This is a genomic window from Halorubrum pallidum (genome assembly GCF_055380345.1).
In genome coordinates this window covers 276,039-301,598 of the sequence record NZ_AP043945.1, presented here as the reverse complement: position 1 = coordinate 301,598, position 25,560 = coordinate 276,039, and the positions used below count along the sequence as shown (strand labels likewise).

Sequence of the window (25,560 nt, the reverse complement as noted above, 5' to 3'; positions counted from 1 at the left end):
GCATGTCCGCTACGCCGCCCGGGCCCATCGGCGATCCCCTCTTCGGCAACGGCCGGCAGTACGCCGACGACCCCTTCGAATTCATGCGCGCCTGCGCCGACAGCTACGGCGACGTGATACGGTTCGACCTCGGCCCCCGCGAGACGTACCTGCTCGCGAACCCCGCCGATATCGAGCGCGTCCTCGTCGCCGACGCGGAGCGGTACCGCAAGCCGAAATTCGGCGACGACGCGATGAACCGGCTGCTGGGGCAGGGGCTACTCATGAGCGAGGGCGACACATGGCGTCGACAGCGCGACCTCGCGAATCCCGCGTTCCACAACCGCCGGATCGCCGCGCTGTCGGAGACGATGGTCGAGCACACGCGGGATCACCTCGCCGACTGGACCCCCGGAGAGACCGTCGACGTACAACTGGAACTGGCTCGGCTCACGGTGCGGATCATCGTCTCGGCGATGTTCGGGGCCGACGTCACCGACGAGGAGGTGCGGACGGTCCAAGCGAAGTTGGAGCCGCTCGGTGCCCGCTTCGAGCCCGACCCGCGTCGCTTCCTCGTTCCGAGCTGGGTGCCGACCCGCGAGAACCGCGCGTTCGACGCCGCCGTCGACACGCTCGAATCGGTGATCGACGGCATCGTCGAGCGCCGCCTCGGGACCGAGCGCGATCCCGCCGCCGACCCCGCCGGTCCCGAGGGCGTCGCGGTCAGGGGCCCGGACGGCGACGCCGCCGACGACCTTCCGATGGACCTCCTCTCGGTCCTGCTCCGCGCCCGCGACCGCGGCGAGCAGACCGACGAGAACCTCCGCGACGAACTGGTCACGATGCTGCTCGCCGGCCACGACACGACCGCGCTCGCGCTGACCTACGCGTTCTACCTCCTGTCGAACCACCCCGCGGCCCGCGAGCGGGTCGAAAGAGAGGCGGAAATCGCGACTGATGGCGATCGCACAGCGGACGACGCGACCGCCACCGACGGCCCGCCGACCGCCGCCGACGCCCGTGCGATGACGTACACGGATCGCGTGCTCACCGAGTCGATGCGGCTGTATCCGCCCGTATACACCCTGTTCCGCGAGCCGAAGCTCGACGTGAAACTGGGAGGGTACCGGATCCCGGAGGGGGCCACGCTCATGCTCCCGCAGTGGGTGATCCACCGGTCGCCGCGGTGGTACGACGACCCCGAGACGTTCGATCCCGGGCGGTGGGATCCCGAGCGTCGGAGCCGGCGTCCGCGGTTCGCGTACTTCCCGTTCGGCGGCGGACCGCGCCACTGCATCGGCAAGGCGTTCTCGCTTCTGGAGGCCAAGCTGATCCTCGCCGAGGTCTGTTCCGCGTACGAACTCGACTACGAGGGGCCCGACCTCTCCGTGCGCGGGTCGCTGACGATGCACCCGGACCACCCCGTTCCGATGCGAGTCCGCGAGCGGTGAGCGGGATGGCGGGCGAACCTGACGGACGCGGCGAGGCCGACAGTGCGGATGCGGGCGGAATCGGTCTCTTCTGCCGACGCTGCGGCGAGTCGCTAGTTCGAGGCGCGATCGCCGCCGAGCAGCGCGCCTGCTGTCTCAACGCGACGCCGATCGCCGGCGTCTGTCCGACGCACGGACCGGTCGGTCCCCACCACGCCGTCGACGATCCCGGCGGCACCGACACAGAGTAGCCGCAGTCCGGCGTCTATCTCGTGGTCGATCCGCTCGGTCCGACCGCAACGCCGAAGACCGTCGCCGACGATTCCTCGTGTGTGACCACCGGAGCCATCGTCGCGGGCGGGCGCTCGACCCGCTTCGGCGACGCCGACAAGGCTGTCGCCGAACTCGCTGGCGTCCCGCTGATCCGTCGCGTGGCGGACCGGCTCGCCGGCGCGGGCGACCCGATTCCGCCGGGGGCGACTCGCGCCTCGGGCGGCGACCCCGTCGTCGACGACCTCGTCGTCAACTGTCGGGGCGACCAGCGGGAGGCGATCGAGACCGCGCTGGACGGGGTCCCGCTCCCCCTCCGCTGGGCGATAGACGAGGACCCCGGGCTCGGGCCGACCGCGGGGATCCGGAACGCCTGTCGGGCGGCCCCGGGAACCTACGCCGTCGTCGTCGCCTGCGACATGCCGTTCGTCGATCCCGCGTTCGCGGCGACGCTCATCGAGGACGCCGCGGGTCGCGACGCCGCGGTGCCGCGGCTCGACGACCGGTGGCTCCAGACCACGCAGGCGGTCTACCGGACGGCGGAGACGGCGGCCGCCTGCGACCGCGCGCTCGCTGGCGGCGACCGGAAGGTGCTGGCGGTGATCGACGAGCTGGATCGGGTGATCGTCGACGACGCGACGATCCGCGCGCGGACGACGCCGCGAACGTTCACCAACGTCAACACTCGCGAGGAGTTCACCGACGCCGCGGCGGTCGTCGAACGTGCGCTCGACGACTGCTAACGAACGGACGCGGCCAGACGCCGCGGCGTCGTCGCCTGCCGACTTGATCAGTCGTCCGCGGCCGCGGCGTCGTCGCCTGCCGACTCGATGGATACCTCTATCTCCGCGGCGGCGGCCTTGTACTCGGGTATCTTCGCGCGCTCGTCGAGCACGTCGTTGGTGAGACGGTTCGCGGAGGCGGCCGCGAAGTGCGGCGTCGTCCAGACGACCCCCTCTTTTATGTCCTCGGTGACGTCTGCCCGGACGCTGATCTCGCCGCGGCGCGATTCGAGCGTCACGTAGTCGCCGTCTTCGATCCCGTACCGCTCGGCGTCGTTCGGGTGGACGTCGACGAAGTTCTCCGGATGTTGCTTCGAGAGCGTCGGAGAGCGCCGGCTCATCGTCCCCGTGTTGTAGTGCTCTTCGAGCCGCGCGGTGGTCAACACGAGCGGGTACTCCTCGTCCGGCGTCTCCTTCGGCTCCTGATGGACGACGCCCTCGATGTGGCCGAGGCCGTCGTCCGTCTCGAAGGAGTCCTCGTAGAGGTACGAGTCGCCCTCGTCGCCCTCCTCGTAGCAGGGCCAGTGGAGTCCCGTCTCGCCGAGCGCGTCGTAGGTCATCCCGTGCATGATCGGACATACCTCTCGGAGTTCCTCGAATACCTCCTCGGGGCCGTTGAAGTCGAACCCCTCGCCAAACAGCCGCGTCCCGACCTCACAGAGGATGTCGAGGTCGTGTCGAGTGTTCTCGTGGACCTTGTGAACGCCGCGCATCCGCTGGACTCGGCGGTCGGTGTTAGTGACGGTCCCGTCGCGCTCGGCCCACGTCGTCGCCGGCAGGACGACGTCCGCGAGTTCGGCGGTCTCGGTCATGAAGATGTCTTGGACCACCATGAAGCCGAGTTCCTCGCTGAACCGACGCTCCGTCTCGTTGCCGTCGGGCTCGCTCATGATCGGGTTCTCGCCCATGACGTAGAGACCGTGGACGGTGTCGCCGATCGCGTGAGAGATCTCGACGTTCGTCAGCCCGGGCTCGTCGGGGACCTCGAAGCCCCACACCTCCTCGACGCTCTCTCTCGCGGCGTCGTCGTCCACGAGCTGATATCCCGGGAGGACGTTCGGCATCGCGCCCACGTCACAGGTCCCCTGCACGTTGTTCTGTCCGCGAAGCGGGTTGACGCCGGTGCCGGGGCGACCGAGGTTCCCCGTGATCAGCGCGAGGTTGATCTCGTTTTGGACGTTGTCGACGCCGCAGGTGTGCTGGCTCATCCCCATGCCGGTGAAGACGGCGGCGTTGTTGGCCATCGCGTACTTCTCGGCGGCGAGTTCGATGTCCTCGAGCGGGACGCCGGCCTCCTCGGCGGCCGCCGCCTTGTCGAAGTCCGCGAGCGTCTCCCTCAGGTGCTCGAACCCCTCGGTGCGCTCCTCGACGAACTCCTCGTCGATCCAGCCCGCGTCCGGCTCCGCCTCGTGACGCTCGAGGATCGTCTTGAGGACGACGTTCAAAAGCGGGATGTCGGTGCCGGGATTCAACTGGAGGTGCATGTGCCGGTCGGTCTCGTCGATCTCGAACGACCGGGTGGTCTTGTTCGCGTGCGGGTCGACCTGGATGACGGTTGCGCCCTCCAAGACGGCCTGCCGGAAGTACTGGCTGTTGGCGATCGGGTGCTGCTCGCCGGGGTTCGCGCCCTGTATCCAGAGCACGTCCGCCTCCTCCTCCAAGTCGGCCATGCTGTTCGTCATCGCGCCCATCCCGAGGCTGGTCCGCAGCGCCCAGACGGTCGAGGCGTGACACATCCGCGTGCAGTTGTCGACCTGGTTGGTGCCGTATCGCCGCGCCAACTTCTGAATGAGGTAGTTCTCCTCGTTGAACGTCTTCGAAGAACCGAAAAAGCCCATCCCGTCGGGACCGTGCTCCTCGCGGATCCGCTCCATCTCGTCGACGACCCGACCGAGCGCCTCGTCCCACGTCGCCTCTCGGAACTCGCCGTCTTCCTTGATCAACGGCTCCGTGAGGCGGTCCTCGTGATCGACGACCTGCGTCGCCGCGCCCCCTTTGATGCAGACGCTTCCCTCGTTCACCGGGGCGTCACCCCACGGCATGAACCGCATCTCGCCCGGTTCGTCGCCGTCGAGCACCTGAATCCCGCAGCCGACGCCGCAGTACGGACAGATCGTTTTCACCCCGTCGTCCGGCCCGCTAGCCATCTTCCTCACCGCCCCTGTGTGCGTTCATGTAACACGATCTATCGTCCGAATCAATGAGTGTGTCGATGGTACGCACGAGCGGGGTAGGTGGCGGTCCCGCGTCTCCCCGCGTCGACGTCGCGGCCGACACATGGACGTGCGGCACGCGAAACGCGGACTGTATTGTTATTACACCCTATTATTTTATCAAGCATATATGTAATGGAAAAACATTTACTACAATTTGATAACATTGTACATACGGAACCAGAATGAAAGCAGTAGTGTATCAGGGTCCGTACGACGTGGACGTAGAAGAGGTAGACGAACCGGAGATCGAACATCCGAACGACGTGGTCGTCGACATTACCACCTCCTGTATCTGTGGCTCCGACCTCCACATGTACGAGGGGCGAACCGCGGCCGAGGAGGGGATCGTCTTCGGTCACGAGAACATGGGGATCGTGAGTGAGGTCGGCGAGGCGGTCTCGACGCTGGAGGAGGGCGACCGCGTCGTGATGCCGTTTAACGTCTCGTGCGGGTTCTGTCAGAACTGTGAGGAGGGATACACCGGCTTCTGTACCAACGTCAATCCCGGCTTCGCCGGCGGCGCGTACGGCTACGTCGCCATGGGGCCGTATCCGGGCGGACAGGCCGAGAGACTTCGCGTTCCGTACGCCGATCACAACGCGCTGAAACTGCCGGAGGGGCGCGAACACGAGGACGCGTTCTCGCTGCTCGCCGATATCTTCCCGACGGGCTGGCACGGCACCGAGCTGGCGAACCTCGAATCCGGCGAGTCGGTCGCCATCTTCGGCGCCGGCCCCGTCGGCCTGATGGCCGCCTACAGCGCGAAGATCAAGGGCGCGGCCGAGATCTACGTGGTAGACCAAGTGCCGAGCCGGCTCGAACTGGCCGAGGAGCACTGCGACGCCCACCCGATCGACTTCTCGGAGGGCGACCCGGTCGACCAGATCATCGAGGAGCACGGCGGGATGGTCGACAAGGGCGTCGACGCGGTCGGCTACCAAGCGACCGACCCCGACGACGTCGACACCGAGACCGAGGACTACTCCTACCAGCCGGCCAAGGAGAACCCGGCGGTCGTGATCAACAACCTCATTCGGGTCGTCCGACCGACCGGCGAACTCGGCATCCCCGGGCTGTACGTCCCCGAAGACCCGGGTGCGCCCGACGACATGGCCGCGCAGGGACGTCTCGGCATCGACTTCGGGAAGTTCTTCGAGAAGGGACTCAAGTGCGGCACCGGCCAGTGTAACGTGAAAGCGTACAACCGGTACCTGCGAGACATGATCATCGAGGGACGCGCGGACCCGTCCTGGGTCGTCTCTCACCGGGTCGACTTAGAAGAGGCACCCGAGATGTACGAGGCGTTCGACGCCCGCGAGGAGGGCGTCACAAAGGTCCTGTTAGAGCCCTGATCGCCGGCCTGCGCCGCTTCGTTATCATCCGATTTTTTCGCCGATCGCTCACGCCCGGAGCCACGCCTTCGGATGTTCCGCGCGGAGGTGCGACTGGTACCGCGACACCAGTTCCGGATACCCGTCGGCGACACAGTGCCACTCGCAGAGGTCGCAGGTGCGCTCGACCGCTTCGTCGCCGCCGTGTACGTGTCCGCCGCGTCTGTATGTGACCATGGATTCCCGCCGCGGTCGACCCGCGTCGATAGCTATCGTACGACACGAGCGGGGTTCACTCTGTCGGCGGCCCCGAGACGCGCGCTGGCGGCTCCGAGCCGACCGCTCGCCCATCCCCCGCGCCGAAACCGGTATGTCGATCCCTCTCGTGGTGGCTCGTATGTGTAAGTACTGTAACTGGGCGTTCCACGACGAGTGGGGCCAGCTGCTGAAGTACGACGAGGTCTACCAGTCGGCGGTCGGCACCGAGACCGAGTCCACCCACGGCTTCCACGACGAGTGGGACGACCTACAGGCCGAACTCGGGATCTGACTCGCCGGCCTCACAGCGGGAACGCCTCGGCCGCCGTCTCCTCGACGGTCGCCGTCTCCCCGTTGCCCCTCGTCTCCTCGTTGACCCTCGTCTCCCCGTCTGCGTCGGCCGCCGCCAAGTCGTCGAGCTCGCCGCGAATCCGCACCTCGTCCATCTCGCTGCCGATGAACACGAGCCGCGTCCGGCGGTCGTCGTCCGGGCTCCACTCCCCGATGGGCCCCGCCTGTACCGAGGGACCGGCCTGACTCACGCCGATGACCTCGTCGGTGCCGGCGACGTTCGCGACGCCCTTCGCGCGCACGACCGAGCCGTCCCAGTCGTCGAGCCAATCAGCGAACGGTGCCGGATCGAGCGCGTCGGCCGAGCGGTAGACGAACGAGTCGACCCCGTGAGCCGCGGCGGCCCCCTCGGCGTGGTCGTGGTCGTGCGCGTGGTCCCCTGCTCCCTCCGCACCCTCGTCTCCCTCCTCGTCCTCGCTCTCGGCTATCGCCCGCTTCCAGCCGGGAGATCGCTTCGCCGTTTCGAAGTCGAACCGTCCGGTGTCGAGCACCTCGTCGGGGTCGACCGCGGAGTAACTCGTCCGGACCCGCTTCGCGCGCGGACCGAGCCGCTCTGCGACCGATTCGATCTCGTCGAGCACGTCGTCGGGCACCATGTCCGTCTTGTTCACGAGGAGGACGTCGCAGAACTCGATCCCCTCGACGAGCACGTCGGCGAGCGGGCGGTCCGTCTCCGGCTGCGCGCCGCCCGGCAGGGTCTCGCCGGCGTCGAACTCCTTCCAGAACCCGTAGGCGTCGAGGACGGTCACCATCGTGTCCAGCCGGAAGCGCTCGGTCGGGTCGACCTCCGAGTCCTCGGTCCCCTCGGTGAACGCCCGCGCGATGGGGATCGGCTCCGAGATGCCCGACGACTCCACGAGGAGGTAGTCGAACTCCCGGGAATCTGCGAGCGCCGCGGCCTCCGAGAGGAGATCGTCCTGCAGCCGACAGCAGATACAGCCGTTCGAGAGGTCGACGACCCCCTCCTCGTCGTTCTCGCGAGCGATCAGGTCGGCGTCGACGTTCACCTCGCCCATGTCGTTCAGGATGACGGCGATCCTCCGGTCGCCGGGATTCGAGAGAAGGTGGTTCACGAGCGTCGTCTTGCCCGCGCCGAGGTAGCCGCTGAGGACGGTGACCGGGATCCGGTCGTCAGTCATGTGTGTTAGCAGTGACCACATCGATATCAAACGATCGATCACGACGGTCGGGTCGAGGAGAGTCGAGACGAACGTTCATACGCGAAACCGCCGTACAGGCTGTCGATGGAGCTGAGCGAATCCGCCGTTCGCGACCGTGCCCGGGAGTACGCGGCGTCAGAGCCGCTGTACGACGTGGAGCGCCAGCACGTCGAGACGGTGGCGAAGACGTTCGCGGGCGACGAGTACGGTCGACGCGACGCGCAGTGGATCGTCCGGTGGTACTTCCGACGGTACCTCGGCGCGTACCCGGACGGAGCGCGGCGGGAGCGGGAGGAGGCGTTCCGCGACACCGACTTCGGCGACGTGGCCGACGCGCTCGACGTCGCGGTCGAGGCGGTGGGCGCGGCCGACGACGCTACGGGCGAGCGCGCGGAGACCGACGATCGCGATATCGACTCCGCCCTCGCGGCGCTCACCGAACTCGGTGGGGTCGACGTCGCGGTCGCGTCCGCGTTCCTCCAATTCCTCGCGCCCGAGCGCTTCGTCGCGGTCGACCCGCGAACGTGGCGGGTGCTGGTCGCGGCCGGCGATCTCGACGGCGACTATCCGGACCCGCCGTCGGTCGCGGACTACCGCCGGTTCGACGCCGCCTGCCGCGCCGTGATGGCCCGAACCGGCGCAGAAGCGTGGACGCTGTACCGGGCGCTCTGGCGGTCGTTCGCGAAGTCGGCCGACGACCGGGAGGTCCCGGACGGCAAGTGAGACGGACCGCCTCGGAGCGTCCTATTCGACGACCTCGACGACCGGGTCGTCCGCGGCGACGCCTCCCTCGACGAGTCGAGTGAGGAGGACCCGAGACACGTCGGATCGGGTGAGGACGCCCTCGGCGACCTCCCGGGCCGCGACCGCGTCCGCCTCGTCGTCGACCTTGTTCACCACCGGGACTGCGGCTGCGCCGTCGGGGACGCCGTTCAGCCCGCCCTCCGGACTCGCGAGCACGGCCGCGACGTCCGCGGGACGGAGCGGCTCGCCGAGCGCCCGACCGGTGATGTCGGCGACGCGCTCCGGACGGTGGACGAGTTCGTCGGAGAGCCGCTCTCCCACGACGTGCGCGCTCGCGATCGGAACGACCACGTCGGCGGTCGCCGGGATCTGCGGCTCTCCGTCGCCGGGCGCCTTGAACTCGCGGAGGCGCGCGCCGTCGGCCTTGACGAGGGTCGCGCCCGGCGCGGCGTCCGAGATTTCGGCGACGGTCTCCGCGTCGTACCCCAGATAGCGGTCCGCGCGGTCGCGTTCGGGCACCAGTCCGAGCGGCCAGCCGTCCGGCTCCGCCTCGTCGAGCGCGGCGAGCGGGTCGTCCGTCACCCGCACCGTCGCGACCCGGTCGTCGAAGATCGGGATGCGGACGCTCGCGGTCACCACCGGGCGGTCCAGTCGGTCGGCGAGCGCGAACAGCGTCGACTTCTTGCCGCCCGCGCCGACGACGCAGACGGTGGCGTCGCGGGCGTCGAGCGCGGTCGTCAACTCCATGCCGTCGGCTTCGGCGTCCGGCCGCCTCACTCTGACGGTCGGATCGCGTCGGGCTCCAGACGACCGCGTCGACGGCGAACAGATTGATACGTCTCCGCCGCACAGACCGCTTGGATGAGTCGCAGTCGCACGCACGTCCTCCGGGTCGACCTCTCGGCCGGCGAGACCGTCCGCGAGCGTGTCCAGCGAGAGTGGCGGCGCGACTACGTGGGCGGGAAGGGACTCGGCGCGCGGTACCTCTACGAGGAGCTGTCGCCCGGGACCGACCCGACCGGACCGGAGAACCTGCTCGCGTTCCTCGTGGGGCCGCTCTCCGGGTACCTGCCGGGCGAGACGCGATACGCCGCGGTGACGAAATCCCCGCTCACCGGCGGCTTCCTCGACTCGTACGGGGGCGGCGCGTTCGCCGCCCGACTCGCGGGCTCGCTCGGCGACTGCCTCGGCCTCCTCGTGACCGGCGCGGCCGACCGCCCGGTCCGGATCGAACTCGAGGGGGGCCGCGCCCGGATCGCGGACGCCAACGCGTGGGGCGCTGACACCGCGGAGACGGCGGCCGCCTTCCCGGACGCAGCCGTCGCCTGCGTGGGTCCGGCGGGCGAGCACGAGGCGGCGTACGCGACGATCGCCAGCGACGGCGGGGACCACCACGCCGGCCGCGGCGGCGCGGGTGCCGTGATGGGATCGAAGCGGCTGAAGGCGGTCGTCGCCCGCGACTCGGCTCCCGCCGTCCCGGACGACCTCGCCGCGCTCCGCGACCGAGACGCCGCGGCCTACGCCCGGGACGGGACCGGCGAGTGGCAGGCCGCCGGCGAGACGATAGAAACGGTCGACTACGCGAACGAGGTCGGCCTCCTCGCGGCGGAGGGGTGGACGGCGACCGGGTTCGCGGGCACCGACGACATCGGCGTGGAGGCGGCGACCGCGCGCGCGACGGGGCGAGAGCGAGAGAGAGACCGCGTACCCGGCGGCTTCCGGATCGACACGCCGGACGGCGAGGTCGTCCCCCGCGGCGCGGCACCGATCTCACTCGGTGCCGGCCTCGGCATCGACGACTTCGATCGGGTCGCCGAGCTCTGCGGAGTCTGTGACCGGCTCGGCCTCGACGTGATCGACGCGGGCAACGCGGCCGCGTGGACGATCCGAGCCGACGAGGCCGACGTCGTCGACTGTTCGGTCGAGTTCGGCGACGCGGCGGGCGTTCGGCAGCTGCTGGAGGCGGTCGCCGCCCGCACGGATCCCGCCGGCCTCGACGCGACGCCGGGACTCGCGGACGCGCTTGCCGACGGGGTGGACGCCGCGGCGGCGCGGTTCGGCGGCGAGGCGCTCGCGCCGACGGTAAAATCGATGGCGCTGCCCGGGTTCGACCCGCGCGCCGCGGTCGGCATCGCGCTCGCGTACGCGACGAGCGACCGCGGCGCGTGCCACCGGCGCTCGCGGCCCCAAGACCGCGAGCCGTTCGCCGGTGACGGACGCGAGTCGACCGACCGGGTCCGGACCGTGATCGGCGAGCAGAACGCCCGGTCGGTGCTGTGGAGTCTCGTCGTCGACGACTTCGTCGGCGAGGCCGTTGGGACGGACCTCGGCGCGGAGTGGCTCGCCGCGATCGACCACCCGGCGGTCACCGCCGCGGCGGGCAGCGATGCGGAAGACGGCGATCCCGCTCGGGTCGACGCCCTCGCGACGACGGGCGAGCGGATCTGGACGCTGACGCGACTGTTCAACGCTCGGGAGGGGTTCGACCGCACGGACGACGCGCTCCCCGCCCCGCTCCGGACGGGCGCGGAAGACGGTCCCTCCGGGATCGATCCCGAGGCGTTCGATCGGCTGCTCGACCGGTACTACGCCGCCCGCGGATGGGGGCCGAACGGCCGTCCGACCGCGGCGAGCGTCGAGCGACTGGGGCTCGCCGGCGTCGTCGACGACGCGACGCCGCTTTCCGACCGGCCGATCGATCTCCACTCACGGAACGGATGACGGCGAGGCGGGGGTCACAGATCCACGGTCGCGGCGACCTCGCGGGCCGCGGGGTCCCACACGTCGAGCGCGTGGACCCGCCACCGGATCGGGTTGAACTCGCGGGCGACGAGATCGGCGACGACGCCCGGCTCGGGGTCGCCGCCCCGAGCCAGCGTCACGTGCGGGACGTAGTCGTCGGCTTCGAGTCCGTCGATCGGGTCGAAACGGGCACACAGACGCCGGTGCAGTCGGACGAGTCCGTCGCTGTCGAGAGCGAGGTAGACCACCGGCCGCGACCCGGACGCGGGCGCGTCGAACACGTCCACGCCGGTCACCGCGATCTCGAACGGCGAGGTTCGGGCGAGCGGCCGACGCAGGCGATCGCGGAGCCGCCGGAGGGCGACCGGTCGCGACGGGGGATCGGCGTGCGGGTCCGCGTCGGTGTCCGCTCTCACGTCGTCGACGCCGAACCGCTTGCAGACGAGCGTGTGGCGGTCGCGGACGCGATCGAACCCCGAGAATTTCGGGTGGAGATCGCGTGCGATCCGTGATACTGCGGGCGGGAGCGGGACGTTGAGGCTGAACACTCCTCAGATCCGATCGGCGAGCCGTAACGCGATCAGGACGACGATCGCGACGGCGACGAGCATCGGCAGGGCGTCCAACAGCGCGAACGTCAGGTCAAGCACGGTGCCGAGGATCTCCACGAGAAGCCACACGATCACGAGCCCCAAGATCACCTTCAGGAGATCGTCGACGTCGATGTTTGCGCGGTCCATGTGGAACGGGGACGCGTCCGCCGCGGAAAATCCCATCGGCGCGTCGCGGATCACGCGGTTACAAAACCCTTCCGCGCTGACGGTCGACCATGAGTCTCATCGCGTTCGATTTCGACGGCACGCTCTCGGACTCGGAGATGACGGTCCTGCTCGCCGAGCGCGCGGGCGTCGCCGACGAGGTCGCAGAGATCACGGAGCGGGCGATGAACGACGAACTGAGCTACGCCGAGAGCCTCTACCAGCGCGCGGAGCTGCTCGGGGGCCTCGACGCCGAGGAGGTCGAGGCCGCCTTCGGCGACGTGACCCTCCGGCCCGGCGCGGGCGAACTGATCGAGCGGCTGCAGGCCGACGGTCACCACGTCGCGGTGCTCACGGGCGGGTTCGAGCGCGGCGTCGAGCGCGCGCTGGCGAAGGCGGGCGTAGAGGCCGACACGATCGTAGCGAACCGGCTGCCGATGTCGGGCGGGACGCTCACCGGCGACGCCGAGGGACCGCTGATCGAGGGAACGAAAGACGACGCGCTGGCAGCGCTCGCGGACGACCTCGGCTACCCAATGGACGCGACCGTCGCGGTCGGCGACGGTGCCAACGACCTCCCGATGCTGGAGGTCGCGGGGCTCGCCGTCGGCTTCGTCCCCAAGGAGGCGGTCCGCCCCGCGTGCGACACCGTCGTCGAGTCGATGGCCGGGCTCGGGACCGTGCTGGAAGAGCGCGGCGTGTTGACCGCGTCGGCCTGAGACGCCAGATCCGCCGGAGATAATTTGGACGGGGGGCTTAACCGCGTCCCGTCCGATTCTTCGCGCATGGTCGGTTCGAGCGAGGTGGTGCGGTGACCCCGACGCTGACGTACCTCCAGTTCCACCTCCTCTTCAACCTCCCGCTGCTCGCGGTGCTGTGGCGCGTCGCGCCCCGGTACACCGGCGTTCGTCGTCGCCGCGCGGCCGCCGGGATCGCGGTGCTCGTCGCCATCGCGTACGCGTACACGACGCCGTGGATACACCACATGATCGGTCGCGGTGCGTGGTCGTACGCCGACGGTGCAGTGCTCGTCCGGGCGCTGTCGATCCCGCTCGGCGAGTACCTCTTTTTCGCGATCCAGACGGTCGCCGTCGCCCTCGCGTGTCACCGACTCGGCTTCGATCCGGCGTTCCGCGCGGGCGACTTCGATCGGGTCCCCCGCGCCGTCGGCGTCGGAGCGGGACTCATGCTGGTCCCGATCGGGCTGTGGCTCGTCGCGAGCGGCGAGCGGTTCCTCTACCTCGGCGGCCTGCTCGCGTGGGTCGGACCGGTGTTCGCGCTCCAGTGGGGCGTCGGCGGCGGGTATCTCGCCCGCACGGCGCGCGTCTGGCTCCCGGCGACGCTGCTGCCCGCCGCGTACTTCTGGATCGCCGACCGGATCGCGATCGGCGTGGGAACGTGGCGGATCTCGTCGGAGTTCACGACCGGCGTCGCCGTCCTCGGGCTCCCGATCGAAGAGATGGCGTTCTTCGTCGCCGCGGGCCTGATGACGGTCAACGGGATCGTGTTGTTCGAGTGGGCGCTCGACTGGCGTGACCGCGGGACCGCCGTCGACGGGTCGTCCCCGATCGATCCGGCGGACCCGACGCCCGGTCCCGTCCCCGACCCGCTCGACGACGGATGACGGCTCGCGTCCGCGCCCGAGTCGACCGGTGGTTCGCCCGGACTCCGGCGATCGCACTCGCGGTACTGTTGCCGGTCGGGGCGGTGACCCCGCTGTTTCCGGTCGAACTCGGCGTCGCCGTGTTCGCGCTCGCCACGCTCGCGGTCGGGATGGCACACGGCGCGGTCGACCACCTCGTTCCGCTGCGCGCCGCCGGCGTCTCGGCCCGTCGGTCGTTCGCGGCCGTCGGCGGCGTCTACGCGGTCCTCGGCGGCGCGGTCGTCGTCGGGTTCGCGCTCGCGCCCGCGGTCGCGTTCGTCGGGTTCGTCGCGCTCACGTGGGTCCACTGGGGACAGGGCGACGTCGCGGCGCTCGCGATCGCCGGCGTCGATCACCTCCCCACGACGGCCGAGCGGGGCCTCGCCGCGGTGGTCCGCGGCGGGCTGCCGATGGCCGTCCCCCTGCTCGCGCACCCGGGCGAGTACCGGCTGGTCGCCGAGTGGACCGTCGGGCTGTTCCTCCCGGACGCGGCCACGTCGGCGGCTGTCGACCCGCTTTTCGCCCTCGCTGTGCGAGTCGCCGTCGCGGGAATCATGGTCGGGGCCACGCTCGCGTCGGTCGGGGCGGGGTACCTCCGGGTGCGCGGCGGGGCCAGCCGCCGCGGGTGGCTCCGCGACGCGGGGGAGGTCACCGTGTTGTGGGCGTGGTTCCTGCTCGCCGCGCCGGTGGTCGCGATCGGCGTGTACTTCGCGCTGTGGCACTCGCTCCGGCACGTCGGTCGCCTCGTGCTGTTGGACCCGGCGGCCGAACGCGCGATCGAGATCGGCAACCTGCGCGGCGCGCTCGCCCGGTTCGCGCGCGACGCCGCGCCGCTCACGCTCGGCGGATTCCTCGTGGTGGCCGCCGTCGGGCTGGCAGTCCCCCGCGGCCCGGCGGCCGGCGGCGTGATCGCTGCCGGCGACGCGCTCGCGGTGTCGCTCGTCGCCGTCGCGGCGCTGACGCTCCCGCACGTCGCGGTCGTCGCGTGGCTCGATCGGCGACAGGGCGTGTGGCGCTCGGGGGCGTTCGGGTGAGCCACGAGCGGCGCGCTCACTCCCACCCCGTCGTCTCCGGTGCCCCGGCGTCGTCTTCCAGTTCGCGGACCAACCGGTCGCGGTCTCGGACCGGGATCGTCACCGGTGCGCCCCGCTCTCCCGCGCGGGCGCGCCACTCGCGGACCGCTCGGCCGACCCACGAGTCCGCCTCGCGGACGCGCGCCGCTGCCGCCGCCGCGCGATCGCGGTCCGCCGACAGCGAGGCCGGTCGCGAGCCGACGGCGACGCCGACGAAGCGGGCGCGGTCGTCGGCGGTCGCTTCGCCAGCGCGGAGGCGGGCGACGACGCCGTCGAGTTCGTCGGGAGCGGGGTGAGCGAACACCGTCGTACCGAGCGCCTGCGGTCCGAACGGGGGGGGGCGGCGCGTCATCGGGAGGCGTGTCGTCGAGCAGGCGGTCGCCGCCCCCGGCGGCCTCGACGCGCTCGCACTCCGTCTCGGCGTCGAGTGCGAGGTTGTGCGCGGGATAGCTCGCACAGGTCCGCGGATACCGATCCGTCTCGTGGATCCGACACTGGAGCGTCGTCGGATCGAGGAACACGCAGGCGTCGAGCCAGCGCGGGTCGTCGGTGCCTATCGGCGCGACGGGCTTCGGCGGCTTGCAGAGCCCGACGACGAAGACGGGTCGGCCGTCGACGGCCGCGAGGTCGGTCCCATCGACGGCGACGCGCTCGTCGCGCTCTGCGGGCTCGAACAGCCGCGGTACGAGCGCGTCACCGAGGCCGTCGTCGACGAAGCGGGCGACCTCGTCGCGAGTGAGCGGCACCAGGTCGTACGTGTCGTCGAGCGGGTCGCGCGAGCCGGTGTGATCGGAGCCGGCGGCCGCGGGGTCGAGCGGTCGCCAGTCGACACAGCAGCCGGCACACCCCTCACAGCGGAGGTCCATGAACAGCTATGCGAACAGCTCGCACGGACATAAGCGCTCGGCGCTCGCGTCGCTCTCGGCCGGGTCGCCGTCTCACTCCGACTCGATGTCGATCACGTGTGCGTCCGCTGGGTCGAAACCGACGGCGACCGCGCCCGAGAGCGGATCGCGAGCGCGAACCACGAGGTCGCGTCCGTTCCAGTCGAGCGTCATCCGCGTCGTCTCGCCGAGGAACTCGGCGCTCTCGACGGTCGTCGTCATCCGATTCCGGTCGCCGCCGATCCGGAGGTGTTCGGGGCGGATGCAGACGGTGAGCCGGTCACCGGAGGTGAGCCGCAGTCCCTCGTCTCGGTCGCCGAGTCCGATCCGGAACGGCTCGCCGTCGACGTCGACCGTGACGATATCGCCGCCGTCGACCGTGACGGCATCGTCAGTGTCGCTCGCACTGGCGTGACCATCAACGACCGCGCTGGCGTCGGCACGGGTGCTCGCGCTGCCGTCGGCAGACTCGGCGGCCGGCGCGTCGACGACTCGGCCCGTGAACACGTTGTTGTCGCCGACGAACTCGGCAACGAACCGTGTGGCGGGCTCGCGGTACACCGTTCGCGGCGGCGCGACCTGCTCGGGGGTTCCGGCGTTCATCACGGCGACGCGGTCCGAGATCGCCAGCGCCTCCTCCTGATCGTGGGTGACGTAGACGGTGGTGATCCCCAGTTCCGACTGAATCGTCCGGACCTGCACGCGGAGCCGCTCGCGGAGCCGCGCGTCGAGCGCGCTCATCGGCTCGTCGAGAAGCAGCACGTCGGGGCCCGGCGCGAGCGCCCGCGCCATCGCCACTCGCTGTTTCTGGCCGCCAGAGAGGCTCTCGGGGTCGCGGTCGGCGGTATCCGGAAGGTCGACCAACGCGAGTAGTTCCGCGACGCGCTCCTCGCGGGTGACGTCGCCGGGCGGGTCGGCGAAGTTGAGCCCGTACGCGACGTTCTCGCCGACGGTCATGTGCGGGAACAGCGCGTAGTTCTGGAAGACGACGCCCACGTCGCGGTCCTCGGGGGGGACGCCGGCGACCGATTCGCCGCCGAACCGGACCGTTCCCTCGGTGGGATCCTCGAACCCCGCGATCAGCCGGAGCGTCGTCGTCTTCCCGCAGCCGGAAGGGCCGACCAGGGTGAAGAATTCCCCCTCGCGCACGCGGAGGCTCACGTCGTCGACTGCGGCCGTCTCGCCGTAGCGTTTGGTGACGGCGTCGAGCGCGACCGCGACGGGAGCGTGTGGCTCTTCAGAGACCACGGCTCTCACCTCCGAGCCGCTCGATGACGACGAAGCTGCAGCCGGTGACGACGAGCAGGACGACGCCCATTGCGGTCGCCGGTCCGAGCCGCCGACCGATGAAGCGTTCGATGGCGATCGGCATCGTGTACGCGTCGGCCCCCGTCGCGAGTACGACCGTGGCGGTGAACTCGCCGATCGAGATGGCGAACGCGAACGCCGCGCCGGCGACGACGCCCGGCCACACGAGCGGCAGCTCCACGTCGCGAAGCGCCCGCACGCGGGACGCTCCGAGGGCGCGGGCCGACTCGACGAGCGACCGGTCGAGCCCCTCAAGTCCGGGCGCGACCGTCCGGACGACGAACGGGTAGCCCGCCACCGCGTGCGCGACGACGATGGCGACCGCGCCGCTCGCGGCGATCCGCCACCCCGCGAACTCCACGCCGAAGACGAGCCCGCGGAGCAGGCCGAGCCCGACGACGATGCCGGAGACGGCGAGCGGGGCCATCGCCGCCGCGTCGACGAGCTTCCGGCCGCGGTATCGCCGGGTCGTCAACACGGCGACGACGACGCCCATCGGCAGCGCGATGAGCGTCGACGCGATCGCGAATCCGAGCGAGTTGCGGATCGCGGGCCACGGCCGCACCTGAAACGCCGCGGCGGTCCGCTGACGCGCGGCCAGAAAGCGGTAGTGTTCCAGGGTGAGCGCGCCGTCGCCGCCCGTCACGCTCGCGAGGATCATCGACCCGATCGGCGCGAGGAATATCAGGGCGGCGACCGCGGCGTAGGCAGCGAGCCCGACCCGCGGGAGGAGTTCGCGGACCGACGCGGTGGCGGGACGGAGCGACCGCCGCGGGAGGGGTTCGACACCCCGCGACTGGACCGCGGTGTCGGCCTCGTACCGCAGGTACGCTAACAGCACGGCGAGCGAGATGCCGAGTTCGAGGATCGCCAGCGCGGCGGCCTCGGCGTACTGGAGGTCGCGGGCGAGCCGGTAGACGAACACCTCGACCGTCGCGAGTTCGAACCCGCCGAGCGCGAGCACGATCGGGAAGGTCCCGAACGTGAACACGAACGTGAGCGCCGCGCCCGTCAACACGGCGGGGTACACCTGCGGCGCGACCACGTCGTAGAACGCGCGTACCGGCCCCGCACCGAGGCTTCGAGCGGTCTCGACCGCGCGGGCGTCGACGGACTCCCACGCCGCGGTCGTCACCCGAGCGACGAGCGGCGCGTTGTAGAAGGCGTGCGCGATCACGACCGCCTCCAGCGAGAACATGAGATCGATCGCCGGGAGGCCGACCGCGCGGAGCGCCGCGTTCAGCGTCCCGCGCTGTCCGAAGGTGGCGACGAAGCCGACCGCGACCATGATCGACGGCAGCACGAACGGGACGATAGTCAGCGAGCGCACGGTTCGCCGCCCGGGGAACTCGAAGCGCGCGAGCAGGTACGCCGCCGGGAGCCCCAACGCGACGCTCGCGATCGTCGACAGGGCGGCCTGGTAGGCGGTGAACCCGACGATGCCGATCCGGCGGTCCGGCGACAGCAGCGCGCGGGCGACCGCCGCGGGCGACTCGCCGGCGAACAGCCGCGCGATCTCGCCGAAGTAGAAGGGGTCGCGGAGGACCGCGGCGAACACGGAGCCGGTGACCGCGCCGTCGACGACGACGGCCTCGATCAGGACGGTGCCGACCGGGTAGTAGAACGTCGTGACGAGCACGGCGCTCGTCGCGAGTGCGAGCGCGGTCAGGAGGTGGCCGTCGACTCGGTCGGCGGCGGAGCGAAGCGCGCGCACCGCCGTCAGTTCCCGGCGAACTGGCGTTCCCACGCCTCGATCCACTCGCCGACCGAGCCCTGCAGCTCGTCGTACGAGAACGTCACCGGATCGGCGGGCTCCTGTGCCAGTTCGGCGTAATCCTCCGGGAGCGCCGCGGTGTCTGTCGCCGGGAAAGCGACGTTCCGCTGTGCGATCTCGCCTTGGACCTCGGGGTCGAGCACGAACGACATGAACTCGCGGGCCAGTTCGGGCTCGTCGGCGTCGGCGAAGACGGCCATCCCCTCGGGGGTGGCGTACGCCTGATCGTTCAGGAATCGGACCTGGTGTTCCTGCAGGTCTTCTCCCTCCATGTCTGCGAACACCTGATCCGTCGAGTACGAGACGACCATCGGGGCCTCGCCCTCGCTCCAGGCAGCGTACGCGTCCTCCCAGTTACCGAGCACGCGAACGTCGTTGGCCTGCAGGTCGGCCCAGTAGTCGAGGTAGTCGTAGTCGGGGTCGCCGTCGCCCCCCTCGACCGTCTCCGATCCGTCGCCCCCGTCCGCTCCCGCGACGCCGCCGTCGCCGAACCGGTGGACCGTGTGCAACAGGAACGAGCGTCCCGTCGACGACCCGCCGGGGTTCTGCGCGATGAGCGCGCCCGCGTACTGGTCGTCGAGAAGCCCCTCGAACGTTTCCGGGGCGGTCATCGTCGTCCCGTCGTACACGAGACTCACGTAGCCCGTGTCGAAGGGTACGGCGCGCTCGAACGGATCGAACCGAAGGCCGTCGCGAACGTCCGCCGCGCCCGGGATCTCGCCCGCCTCGGCGAACAGGTCGTCGTCGAGTCGGTCATCGACGCGGACCAGGTCCTCCGTGGTGAGCCCCACGTAGAGGTCGGCGTCGATCTCGACGCCCGAGGCGGCCCGCTCGACGTAGTAGTTCACCTCGTTGTCGGGAGTCGCCCACTCCAGCGTGGCGTCAATTCGGCTCTCGAACTCCGATTTGAGCCACTCGCCCGGACTCACCGACGGCGCGTCGATGAAGCTGGTGTACGTCGCGACGGTGAGCGTCGGCGACTCGTCGCCGTCGTCGCCGTCGGTTCCGTCGCTCTCGTCGCCCCCGTCGGATTCGCCGTCGTCGACGGGCGTCCGCTCGGCGCTACATCCCGCGAGCGCGACGGTACCCGCCGCCCCGCCGAGCGCGAGGACGCGTCGCCGGGTGTGCCGCCGGTCGGCGTCACGGCTCTCGGAATCGCAGATCTCGTCGGTCATTACCGAGTGATTGCACCGAGTAGTTATAAAAGCGGTTCGTGTCGTCGCGGTCCCGGCTCGGATCGCGTCGCGATCAGAAGAACCCCTTGGCGGCGTTTATCACGCCCCACGTCACTCGCTTCACGATCTTTCCGTCCTCACCGGTGATGACGATCCCCTCGACCGTGCCGTCGGTTCGCTCGCCGTTCCGGACGTTCTGCACGAATCCCGGCACGGGGTTCTCGCTGTCCGCGAGCGACTGCGCCGTCTCGCGAGTCATGAGCATCTTGAGGTCCGCGTCGTCGTTTCTCGACTGTTCGAGTTCGGTGATGGTCCCGCCGTCGGTCATCCGGAAGGAGAACACCGCGTCCGTCTCGACGATGTAGACGTTGATCGTGTTTCCCGTGATCCGGTTGTACACCTGCCGCTCGGCGGTGCTCATCTCGGCGTCGCCGATGAAACTGTTGTACTGCGACTGCATACTCTCCATGTCACTGAAGAGGTCGTCGGCCCACGCCGGCTGGTCGGTCGACTGACCGCTCGACTGCGCGGCGACGGACGCCGCGCCGCCGACGAGCGCGAACGCGACGAGGAGCGCGACGGTGACCCGAACGATAATGGATGCCATACCGTCCTATCGCGGCCGAAGTATTTGGAGATTTGGGTACGGCGTGGACGTGTGACGCGAACGGCGTGTGTCGTGGCGGTTTCGCGTCCGCACTCAGTGAGACCGTTTCTTAAAAATCCGAACCGCAGTCCGTCGTCGCGACTGCAGTATGCGTCGGCTACCCACCGCGACAGACAGCTATTTGCACCCCGGCGGCCTTCCGCCGGCATGGACGAGACGACGGTGAGATTCCTCGGCACCGGCGATCCGCTCGGCACCGGCGGGCGGCTCCAGACCAGCATCCACGTCGACACCGGCTCGACGCGCCTACTCGTCGACTGCGGGGCATCGGCGCTCTCCGAGATGAACCGGTACGGACTGGACCGCAACGAGATAGAGGCGATCCTCCTCACGCACCTCCACGGCGACCACTTCGCCGGCATCCCCTTCTTCGTCCTCGACGCCCAGTTCGCTTCCGAGCGGACCGAGCCGCTCACGATCGTCGGCCCGCCCGGAACCGAGTCGCGCGTCACGGACGCGATGGAGGTGATGTTCCCCGGGCTCTCGGAGGTCGATCAGGCCTTCGACGTCGAGTTCGTCGAGATCGAACCCGGCGAGTCGACGGGCGTCGGAGCGATCGACGTGCGGCCGTATCCGGCTGATCACCCGAGCGGCGATCCCTCCTACGCGCTCCGCGTCGAGGTCGACGGCGCGACGGTCACCTACTCCGGCGACACGGCGTGGGTCGACGACCTCGTTGACGCCACGGCGGGCGCGGACCTCTTCGTCTGCGAGGCGTACGCCTTCGACGACGACATCCCGTACCACATGACGTACACGACGTTGCGCGAACACGAGTCCGAGATCGACGCCGACCGAACCATCTTGACACACATGAGCACGACGATGTTCGACCGCCTCGACGAGGTCGACCACGAGTGCGCGACCGACGGGATGACCGTCGAGATCTGATCGGGACGAACCGCGGAACCGACCGGTTTAATCGCCGTCCCCCACTCTGCCCCCGTATGAGCCACTTCCCCGAGTTCGAGGTGATTCCAGCGGTCGACGTGCAGGACGGCGAGGTCGTCCAGTTGGTCGGCGGCGAGCGCGGCACGGGCACGTGCTACGGCGACCCAGTCGAGGCCGCCGAACGCTGGATCGGCGAGGGGGCCGAGACGCTCCACCTCGTCGACCTCGACGGCGCGTTCGAGGGCGACCGCGTCAACGCGGCGGCGATCGAGTCGGTCGTCGAGAGCGTCCCCGAAGAGGTCGGCCTCCAGCTCGGCGGCGGCATCCGCACCGCCGCCGACGCCCGCGACCTCCTCGATCTCGGGCTCGACCGCGTAATCCTCGGCACCGCGGCGGTCGAGTCGCCCGAGATCGTCGCCGCGATCGACGAGACGCATCCCGGCAGCGTCGTCGTCAGTCTCGACGCGAAGGGCGGCGAGGTCGTCGTCTCGGGGTGGACCCAGGGGACCGGCCTCGATCCGGCCGAGGCCGCGAGCCGATACGAGGACCTCGGCGCGGGCGCGATTTTGTTCACGAACGTCGACGTGGAGGGACGACTGGCGGGGATCGACCGCAGTGCGGTCGAGAGCGTCGTCGAGGCGGTCGACGTCCCCGTCGTCGCCTCTGGCGGTGTGGCGGAGATCGACGACGTGATCGCCCTGAGGGAGGCCGGCGCGGCCGCGGTCGTCGTCGGCACCGCGCTTTACGAGGGAGCGTTCACGTTGCGGGAGGCACAGGCGGCCGCGGACGGCGCCTGAATTTCGGCCGGTTCGCGCTTGCTCCTCGCGGAGCGCCCGCGTTGTGCGACGAGACCGGGACGAGGAACCGCCGTGCGCCTCGGCCCGATTTGCGACAGCGTCGACCGGTCGACTCCGGTCGGAGCACCGCGATCGATACTGTTCCACCCGCAATCCCCTTAAGAGCGCCCGCCGACGGTCGGGTATGAGCGACCACGACCGCGTCGCGGCGATCTCCCGCGAGACGGCCGAGACGACGATCGACCTCACCCTCGCGATCGACGGAGACGGCGACAGCGAGATCGACACCGGGATCGGCTTTTACGACCACATGCTCGAATCGTTCGCGAAGCACGGACTGTTCGACCTGACCGTCGACTGCGACGGGGACTTGGGGATCGACGACCACCACACCGTCGAGGACGTGGCGATCTGTCTGGGGGAGGCGTTCGACGAAGCGCTCGGCGACAAGCGCGGCATTCGGCGGTACGCCGACCGGCGGGTCCCGCTCGACGAGGCGGTCGCGAGCGTCGTCGTCGACGTGGCCGGGCGGCCGTACTACGAGTTTGCGGGCGAGTTCTCACAGGAACGGATCGGCGAGTTCACGAGCGTCATGGCCGACCACGTCGCGCTGTCTCTGGCGCACAACGCCGGCCTCACGCTCCACGCCGAGATCGAGCGCGGCGACAACGCCCACCACGAGGTCGAGGCGCTGTTCAAGGCGCTAGCGCGCGCGCTCGACGACGCCACCCGGATCGACGAGCGGCGGAGCGACACGCCGAGCACGAAGGGAGAGCTGTAGCCGACGCGACCGACGCCCCCGCTCAGCCCCAGTGCCAGAAGGCGTTCCCGTCCTCCTCGACGGGGTCGGTCCGATCGCGGAGGTCGCTCACGTCCTCGGCGGTCGGCTCGCGGTCCTCCGGCAACCGCTCCATGCAGTCGAAACAGAGGAAGAACTCGGAGCCGTCCGTGAGTTCCAGGGTGAGCCCCTGCGTCGATTCGAACGCGAAGTTCCACAGGTCGCCGATACCGCCGGCGATCCTGACGGACCGCTCGCAGACGTCACAGGACTCCGAGGCCATGCCCCGGCTAGCGGCTCCGGGCGGTAATGGGTATCGCTGCGGGTCGCACCCGTGACGCCGGAAACGAGGGGGCAGGTCGCGGTGATCGGGACTTGGCGGCCTCGTCGGCACCGGCGGCGTAGTTCACTACTAGACTACAGGAGCGGATCTTGACCGCCGCCGTTTCCGGGCTTGGCTGTATGTGCCACTAGAGGGCTCAGAAGTGAAGTTTTGCGAGGGAAGAGCGCTCCGAGAGCGTCTTCCGCATCACGGGGTGTGGACCCCGACGATGCGAGGGGAGGGATTTGAACCACGGTCGCGCCGGAGGCGCTCCCTGATTCAAACCCTCCTGCACTCGCGCGCTGTGGCGCGCTCATGCGAGGGGAGGGATTTGAACCCACGGACCTCTACAGGAGCGGATCTTGAGTCCGCCGCCGTTTCCGGGCTTGGCTACCCTCGCACGCGGCCGGTTCTACTTCTGCGGTGCCCTTTATCCCGTCGGTTCGACACCGACGAGCGTCGTCCGGAAGCCACCCGACTCCGACTCGCCGATGTCCAATTCCCAGCCGTGCGCGGCCGCGACGCACTCGACGATCGCCAGCCCGATGCCGGTGCCCCCGTGGTTCGAGACGCCGAACTCGGTCAGTTCCTCTACGCTGTCATCGACGGCGAGCCCCGGTCCGTCGTCGGCGACGTATATCCCGCGGTCGTCGACGCCGACGCGGACCGTCAGCGCGTCGCCGGCGTGGTCGAGCGCGTTCCCGATCAGGTTCCCTATCGCCCGCCTGAGCAGGTCTGCGTCGGCCCGGACCGGTCCGGCGTCCTCGACGACCAACTCGACGGCCTCTGGCGGCTCACCGAAGTCGCCGGACTCCCAGCAACCGACCGCGATGTCACCGATGTCGACCGACTCGGCGTCGATGCCGATCGCCTCCGGGTCGCGGGCCATCACGAGCGCGTCGTCGATCAGCGACTCGATCCGGTCGAGCGCCTCGTCTGCCGGATCGAGCCGGTCGAGATCGCCCGTCTCCCGCGCCAGTTCGAGGTAGCCCTGTGCGATTCCGAGCGGGTTCCGGAGGTCGTGTGAGAGGAACCCCGCGAGCCGTTCGAGACGGTCGTTGAGCCGTTCGAGTTCGCGCTCGCGCTCGACCCGATCGGTGATGTCACGGATCACACCCACGACGCCAACGACCGACCCGTCGCGTTCGATCGGGGTGAGCCGCGTCTCCGTCGTCACGGTCGACCCGCCGGCGAGCGTCGTCGTGAGCTGGACGCGCTCGTCGGTCGCGTCGCCGGCGAGCACGCGCTCGACCGCGGCCCGGTAGCGCTCGCCCGTCTCCGGGTCCCAGTACCCCTCGTCGACGACCCGTTCCGGGTGGGGCCCGTGGAGGACCGCTTCGGAGAACTCCGTCACCTCGCGGAGCCGGTCGTTGACGAACACGCGGTTTCGGTCCGCATCGAGCACGTACGCGCCGTCGCCGAGCGCGTGGACGATCGACTCGGCGGCATCGATAGAGTCGGCGTCTCCAATCGACTGCGGCTCGTCTACGGATTCCATGCTTCGGGTGTACGGCCCACATGGTAAAGTGTCCCGCGGATATCGGCAGGGAGTCGCCACACCGCGAGCCCGACTCCAGCGCGGTCGACGGATCAGGAGGCGGAGTCGGGAGGCGGGCCGAGGGACGGCCGCGAAACGATTAGGTCGCTGCGCGCGAGAGGTGGCCCATGGACGATCACACCCGCGATCCCGGCGTCGCGCCGCCGCTCGGGAACCCGACCGGGTGGCACGCGCCGGAGCGGGACGCGCTCCCGCCGGCCGACGCGGACCGCGACGGCGACGACGACGCGCGGGTCGCGAGCGGCTACTGGGAACACGCCACGCTCCGGCGGGCGACGGAACACGGCGTCCGGCTGTTCAACGCCGGCGAGTTCCACGAGGCGCACGACTGCTTCGAAGACGAGTGGTACAACTACGGGAGCGGCACCGCGGAGTCCGCCTTCCTCCACGGAATGGTCCAAGTCGCCGCGGGCGCGTACAAGCGCACCGACTTCGAGAACGACGCGGGCATGCGGTCGCTGTTCGAGACCGCGCTGCAGTATCTCGGCGGGCTTCCGAGCGACTTCTACGGCGTCGACGTGGACGAGGTTCGCGCGACGCTGCGTGCCGCGCTCGACGACCCCGACGCGATAGACGGGTGGCAGATCCCGCTCGACGGTGCCCGACCGGAGGCGTATCCGGCCGACTACGAGTACGCCGACCGGATCGACGAGACCCGCTGACTTCGCCC

General features: G+C 70.0%; 26 protein-coding genes, 1 tRNA gene and 1 pseudogene. 14 read left to right on the top strand and 14 right to left on the bottom strand.

Annotation, left to right across the window (positions count from 1 at the left end):
* Positions 1-2 precede the first annotated feature (2 nt).
* From ACZ45C_RS03140 to mobA, 3 genes are all read left to right on the top strand, one after another.
* Positions 3-1,430, top strand: coding sequence for a cytochrome P450 (locus ACZ45C_RS03140; RefSeq protein ID WP_460562784.1), 1,428 nt, complete (start codon positions 3-5; stop codon positions 1,428-1,430).
* A gap of 5 nt (positions 1,431-1,435) precedes the next feature.
* On the top strand, positions 1,436-1,660 hold the full coding sequence (locus ACZ45C_RS03135) for a hypothetical protein (RefSeq protein WP_460562785.1): 225 nt from the start codon (positions 1,436-1,438) through the stop codon (positions 1,658-1,660).
* Positions 1,661-1,741: 81 nt separating this feature from the next.
* Positions 1,742-2,422, top strand: a complete 681-nt coding sequence (gene mobA / locus ACZ45C_RS03130; RefSeq protein ID WP_460562786.1) for a molybdenum cofactor guanylyltransferase — start codon at positions 1,742-1,744, stop codon at positions 2,420-2,422.
* Positions 2,423-2,469: 47 nt separating this feature from the next.
* Here the strand turns inward: mobA and fdhF are convergent, their stop codons facing one another.
* On the bottom strand, positions 2,470-4,608 hold the full coding sequence (fdhF, locus tag ACZ45C_RS03125; protein ID WP_460562787.1) for a formate dehydrogenase subunit alpha: 2,139 nt from the start codon (positions 4,606-4,608) through the stop codon (positions 2,470-2,472).
* A gap of 251 nt (positions 4,609-4,859) precedes the next feature.
* Here fdhF and ACZ45C_RS03120 point away from each other — a divergent pair, with 251 nt between their 5' ends.
* Positions 4,860-6,029, top strand: a complete 1,170-nt coding sequence (locus ACZ45C_RS03120) for a glutathione-independent formaldehyde dehydrogenase (protein WP_460562788.1) — start codon at positions 4,860-4,862, stop codon at positions 6,027-6,029.
* A 48-nt stretch (positions 6,030-6,077) separates the two neighbouring features.
* Here ACZ45C_RS03120 and ACZ45C_RS03115 read toward each other — a convergent pair whose 3' ends face one another.
* The gene (locus ACZ45C_RS03115; RefSeq protein WP_209544710.1) at positions 6,078-6,245 is read right to left on the bottom strand and encodes a hypothetical protein; all 168 of its coding nucleotides are present in this window, start codon (positions 6,243-6,245) and stop codon (positions 6,078-6,080) included.
* 160 nt (positions 6,246-6,405) lie between these two features.
* On the opposite strand from ACZ45C_RS03115, the gene ACZ45C_RS03110 reads away from it, so the two are divergent.
* On the top strand, positions 6,406-6,558 hold the full coding sequence (locus ACZ45C_RS03110) for a hypothetical protein (RefSeq protein WP_460562789.1): 153 nt from the start codon (positions 6,406-6,408) through the stop codon (positions 6,556-6,558).
* A 10-nt stretch (positions 6,559-6,568) separates the two neighbouring features.
* Here the strand turns inward: ACZ45C_RS03110 and ACZ45C_RS03105 are convergent, their stop codons facing one another.
* On the bottom strand, positions 6,569-7,756 hold the full coding sequence (locus ACZ45C_RS03105; protein ID WP_460562790.1) for a CobW family GTP-binding protein: 1,188 nt from the start codon (positions 7,754-7,756) through the stop codon (positions 6,569-6,571).
* Between the two features lie 105 nt (positions 7,757-7,861).
* Between ACZ45C_RS03105 and ACZ45C_RS03100 the strand changes: the two genes are divergently transcribed.
* Positions 7,862-8,500 (top strand): hypothetical protein, encoded by a 639-nt coding sequence (locus ACZ45C_RS03100; RefSeq protein ID WP_460562791.1) that lies wholly within the window; start codon positions 7,862-7,864, stop codon positions 8,498-8,500.
* Between the two features lie 21 nt (positions 8,501-8,521).
* Here the strand turns inward: ACZ45C_RS03100 and yqeC are convergent, their stop codons facing one another.
* Positions 8,522-9,268 (bottom strand): selenium cofactor biosynthesis protein YqeC, encoded by a 747-nt coding sequence (gene yqeC, locus ACZ45C_RS03095; protein ID WP_460562792.1) that lies wholly within the window; start codon positions 9,266-9,268, stop codon positions 8,522-8,524.
* A 114-nt stretch (positions 9,269-9,382) separates the two neighbouring features.
* Between yqeC and ACZ45C_RS03090 the strand changes: the two genes are divergently transcribed.
* Positions 9,383-11,242 carry an aldehyde ferredoxin oxidoreductase family protein gene (locus ACZ45C_RS03090; protein ID WP_460562793.1) on the top strand — a complete coding sequence of 620 codons (1,860 nt, stop codon included), beginning with the start codon at positions 9,383-9,385 and terminating at the stop codon, positions 11,240-11,242.
* Positions 11,243-11,256: 14 nt separating this feature from the next.
* Here ACZ45C_RS03090 and ACZ45C_RS03085 read toward each other — a convergent pair whose 3' ends face one another.
* Positions 11,257-11,811 (bottom strand): 2'-5' RNA ligase family protein, encoded by a 555-nt coding sequence (locus tag ACZ45C_RS03085; protein WP_460562794.1) that lies wholly within the window; start codon positions 11,809-11,811, stop codon positions 11,257-11,259.
* Between the two features lie 3 nt (positions 11,812-11,814).
* A complete protein-coding gene (locus ACZ45C_RS03080; protein ID WP_460562916.1) occupies positions 11,815-12,003 on the bottom strand; it encodes a DUF7554 family protein in 189 nt (62 codons plus the stop codon).
* 89 nt (positions 12,004-12,092) lie between these two features.
* Here ACZ45C_RS03080 and serB point away from each other — a divergent pair, with 89 nt between their 5' ends.
* The 3 genes from serB (at position 12,093) to ACZ45C_RS03065 (ending at position 14,697) form a co-directional block, all read left to right on the top strand.
* The gene (gene serB, locus ACZ45C_RS03075) at positions 12,093-12,740 is read left to right on the top strand and encodes a phosphoserine phosphatase SerB (RefSeq protein WP_460562795.1); all 648 of its coding nucleotides are present in this window, start codon (positions 12,093-12,095) and stop codon (positions 12,738-12,740) included.
* 92 nt (positions 12,741-12,832) lie between these two features.
* Entirely contained in the window at positions 12,833-13,645 is an 813-nt protein-coding gene (locus ACZ45C_RS03070; RefSeq protein ID WP_460562796.1) for a lycopene cyclase domain-containing protein, read from the top strand.
* Complete coding sequence (locus ACZ45C_RS03065; protein WP_460562797.1) at positions 13,642-14,697, top strand: Brp/Blh family beta-carotene 15,15'-dioxygenase; 1,056 nt, start codon at positions 13,642-13,644, stop codon at positions 14,695-14,697. Before ACZ45C_RS03070 ends, ACZ45C_RS03065 begins: the two co-directional genes overlap by 4 nt.
* Before the next feature lie 16 nt (positions 14,698-14,713).
* Here the strand turns inward: ACZ45C_RS03065 and ACZ45C_RS03060 are convergent.
* The 5 genes and pseudogenes from ACZ45C_RS03060 to ACZ45C_RS03040 form a co-directional block, all read right to left on the bottom strand.
* A pseudogene (locus ACZ45C_RS03060) lies at positions 14,714-15,602 on the bottom strand (YkgJ family cysteine cluster protein).
* A 72-nt stretch (positions 15,603-15,674) separates the two neighbouring features.
* Entirely contained in the window at positions 15,675-16,868 is a 1,194-nt protein-coding gene (locus tag ACZ45C_RS03055; RefSeq protein WP_460562798.1) for an ABC transporter ATP-binding protein, read from the bottom strand.
* Positions 16,858-18,642 carry an ABC transporter permease gene (locus ACZ45C_RS03050; RefSeq protein WP_460562917.1) on the bottom strand — a complete coding sequence of 595 codons (1,785 nt, stop codon included), beginning with the start codon at positions 18,640-18,642 and terminating at the stop codon, positions 16,858-16,860. The genes ACZ45C_RS03055 and ACZ45C_RS03050 overlap by 11 nt, the downstream gene beginning before the upstream one ends.
* 5 nt (positions 18,643-18,647) lie before the next feature.
* Entirely contained in the window at positions 18,648-19,877 is a 1,230-nt protein-coding gene (locus tag ACZ45C_RS03045) for a thiamine ABC transporter substrate-binding protein (RefSeq protein ID WP_460562799.1), read from the bottom strand.
* Positions 19,878-19,950: 73 nt separating this feature from the next.
* Complete coding sequence (locus ACZ45C_RS03040) at positions 19,951-20,484, bottom strand: hypothetical protein (protein WP_460562800.1); 534 nt, start codon at positions 20,482-20,484, stop codon at positions 19,951-19,953.
* A 207-nt stretch (positions 20,485-20,691) separates the two neighbouring features.
* Between ACZ45C_RS03040 and ACZ45C_RS03035 the strand changes: the two genes are divergently transcribed.
* From ACZ45C_RS03035 to hisB, 3 genes are all read left to right on the top strand, one after another.
* Positions 20,692-21,435, top strand: a complete 744-nt coding sequence (locus tag ACZ45C_RS03035) for an MBL fold metallo-hydrolase (protein ID WP_460562801.1) — start codon at positions 20,692-20,694, stop codon at positions 21,433-21,435.
* Positions 21,436-21,491: 56 nt separating this feature from the next.
* Entirely contained in the window at positions 21,492-22,232 is a 741-nt protein-coding gene (gene hisA / locus ACZ45C_RS03030) for a 1-(5-phosphoribosyl)-5-[(5-phosphoribosylamino)methylideneamino]imidazole-4-carboxamide isomerase (protein ID WP_460562802.1), read from the top strand.
* 184 nt (positions 22,233-22,416) lie between these two features.
* On the top strand, positions 22,417-23,013 hold the full coding sequence (gene hisB, locus ACZ45C_RS03025; protein ID WP_460562803.1) for an imidazoleglycerol-phosphate dehydratase HisB: 597 nt from the start codon (positions 22,417-22,419) through the stop codon (positions 23,011-23,013).
* A 22-nt stretch (positions 23,014-23,035) separates the two neighbouring features.
* Here the strand turns inward: hisB and ACZ45C_RS03020 are convergent, their stop codons facing one another.
* The 3 genes from ACZ45C_RS03020 to ACZ45C_RS03010 all read right to left on the bottom strand — a co-directional run bounded on the left by ACZ45C_RS03020 (position 23,036) and on the right by ACZ45C_RS03010 (position 24,830).
* The gene (locus tag ACZ45C_RS03020; protein ID WP_460562804.1) at positions 23,036-23,293 is read right to left on the bottom strand and encodes a DUF7561 family protein; all 258 of its coding nucleotides are present in this window, start codon (positions 23,291-23,293) and stop codon (positions 23,036-23,038) included.
* A gap of 355 nt (positions 23,294-23,648) precedes the next feature.
* Positions 23,649-23,732 (bottom strand) — tRNA-Leu (locus ACZ45C_RS03015).
* Between the two features lie 30 nt (positions 23,733-23,762).
* Positions 23,763-24,830: a PAS domain-containing sensor histidine kinase gene (locus ACZ45C_RS03010; RefSeq protein WP_460562805.1), complete on the bottom strand. Its 1,068-nt coding sequence runs from the start codon at positions 24,828-24,830 to the stop codon at positions 23,763-23,765.
* Positions 24,831-24,997: 167 nt separating this feature from the next.
* Here ACZ45C_RS03010 and ACZ45C_RS03005 point away from each other — a divergent pair, with 167 nt between their 5' ends.
* Positions 24,998-25,552, top strand: coding sequence for a DUF309 domain-containing protein (locus tag ACZ45C_RS03005; RefSeq protein WP_460562806.1), 555 nt, complete (start codon positions 24,998-25,000; stop codon positions 25,550-25,552).
* Positions 25,553-25,560 lie beyond the last annotated feature (8 nt).

Excerpts from the sequence above, each read along its gene's own strand:
- ACZ45C_RS03100 (WP_460562791.1), top strand. The coding sequence starts at position 7,862 with ATGGAGCTGAGCGAATCCGCCGTTCGCGACCGTGCCCGGGAGTACGCG.
- hisA (WP_460562802.1), top strand. The coding sequence starts at position 21,492 with ATGAGCCACTTCCCCGAGTTCGAGGTGATTCCAGCGGTCGACGTGCAG.
- serB (WP_460562795.1), top strand. The coding sequence starts at position 12,093 with ATGAGTCTCATCGCGTTCGATTTCGACGGCACGCTCTCGGACTCGGAG.
- ACZ45C_RS03135 (WP_460562785.1), top strand. The coding sequence starts at position 1,436 with ATGGCGGGCGAACCTGACGGACGCGGCGAGGCCGACAGTGCGGATGCG.
- ACZ45C_RS03110 (WP_460562789.1), top strand. The coding sequence starts at position 6,406 with ATGTGTAAGTACTGTAACTGGGCGTTCCACGACGAGTGGGGCCAGCTG.
- ACZ45C_RS03080 (WP_460562916.1), bottom strand. The coding sequence starts at position 12,003 with ATGGACCGCGCAAACATCGACGTCGACGATCTCCTGAAGGTGATCTTG.
- ACZ45C_RS03105 (WP_460562790.1), bottom strand. The coding sequence starts at position 7,756 with ATGACTGACGACCGGATCCCGGTCACCGTCCTCAGCGGCTACCTCGGC.
- ACZ45C_RS03045 (WP_460562799.1), bottom strand. The coding sequence starts at position 19,877 with ATGACCGACGAGATCTGCGATTCCGAGAGCCGTGACGCCGACCGGCGG.
- ACZ45C_RS03040 (WP_460562800.1), bottom strand. The coding sequence starts at position 20,484 with ATGGCATCCATTATCGTTCGGGTCACCGTCGCGCTCCTCGTCGCGTTC.
- ACZ45C_RS03065 (WP_460562797.1), top strand. The coding sequence starts at position 13,642 with ATGACGGCTCGCGTCCGCGCCCGAGTCGACCGGTGGTTCGCCCGGACT.
- ACZ45C_RS03115 (WP_209544710.1), bottom strand. The coding sequence starts at position 6,245 with ATGGTCACATACAGACGCGGCGGACACGTACACGGCGGCGACGAAGCG.
- ACZ45C_RS03035 (WP_460562801.1), top strand. The coding sequence starts at position 20,692 with ATGGACGAGACGACGGTGAGATTCCTCGGCACCGGCGATCCGCTCGGC.
- ACZ45C_RS03020 (WP_460562804.1), bottom strand. The coding sequence starts at position 23,293 with ATGGCCTCGGAGTCCTGTGACGTCTGCGAGCGGTCCGTCAGGATCGCC.
- fdhF (WP_460562787.1), bottom strand. The coding sequence starts at position 4,608 with ATGGCTAGCGGGCCGGACGACGGGGTGAAAACGATCTGTCCGTACTGC.
- hisB (WP_460562803.1), top strand. The coding sequence starts at position 22,417 with ATGAGCGACCACGACCGCGTCGCGGCGATCTCCCGCGAGACGGCCGAG.
- ACZ45C_RS03120 (WP_460562788.1), top strand. The coding sequence starts at position 4,860 with ATGAAAGCAGTAGTGTATCAGGGTCCGTACGACGTGGACGTAGAAGAG.
- ACZ45C_RS03010 (WP_460562805.1), bottom strand. The coding sequence starts at position 24,830 with ATGGAATCCGTAGACGAGCCGCAGTCGATTGGAGACGCCGACTCTATC.
- ACZ45C_RS03140 (WP_460562784.1), top strand. The coding sequence starts at position 3 with ATGTCCGCTACGCCGCCCGGGCCCATCGGCGATCCCCTCTTCGGCAAC.
- ACZ45C_RS03005 (WP_460562806.1), top strand. The coding sequence starts at position 24,998 with ATGGACGATCACACCCGCGATCCCGGCGTCGCGCCGCCGCTCGGGAAC.
- yqeC (WP_460562792.1), bottom strand. The coding sequence starts at position 9,268 with ATGGAGTTGACGACCGCGCTCGACGCCCGCGACGCCACCGTCTGCGTC.
- ACZ45C_RS03090 (WP_460562793.1), top strand. The coding sequence starts at position 9,383 with ATGAGTCGCAGTCGCACGCACGTCCTCCGGGTCGACCTCTCGGCCGGC.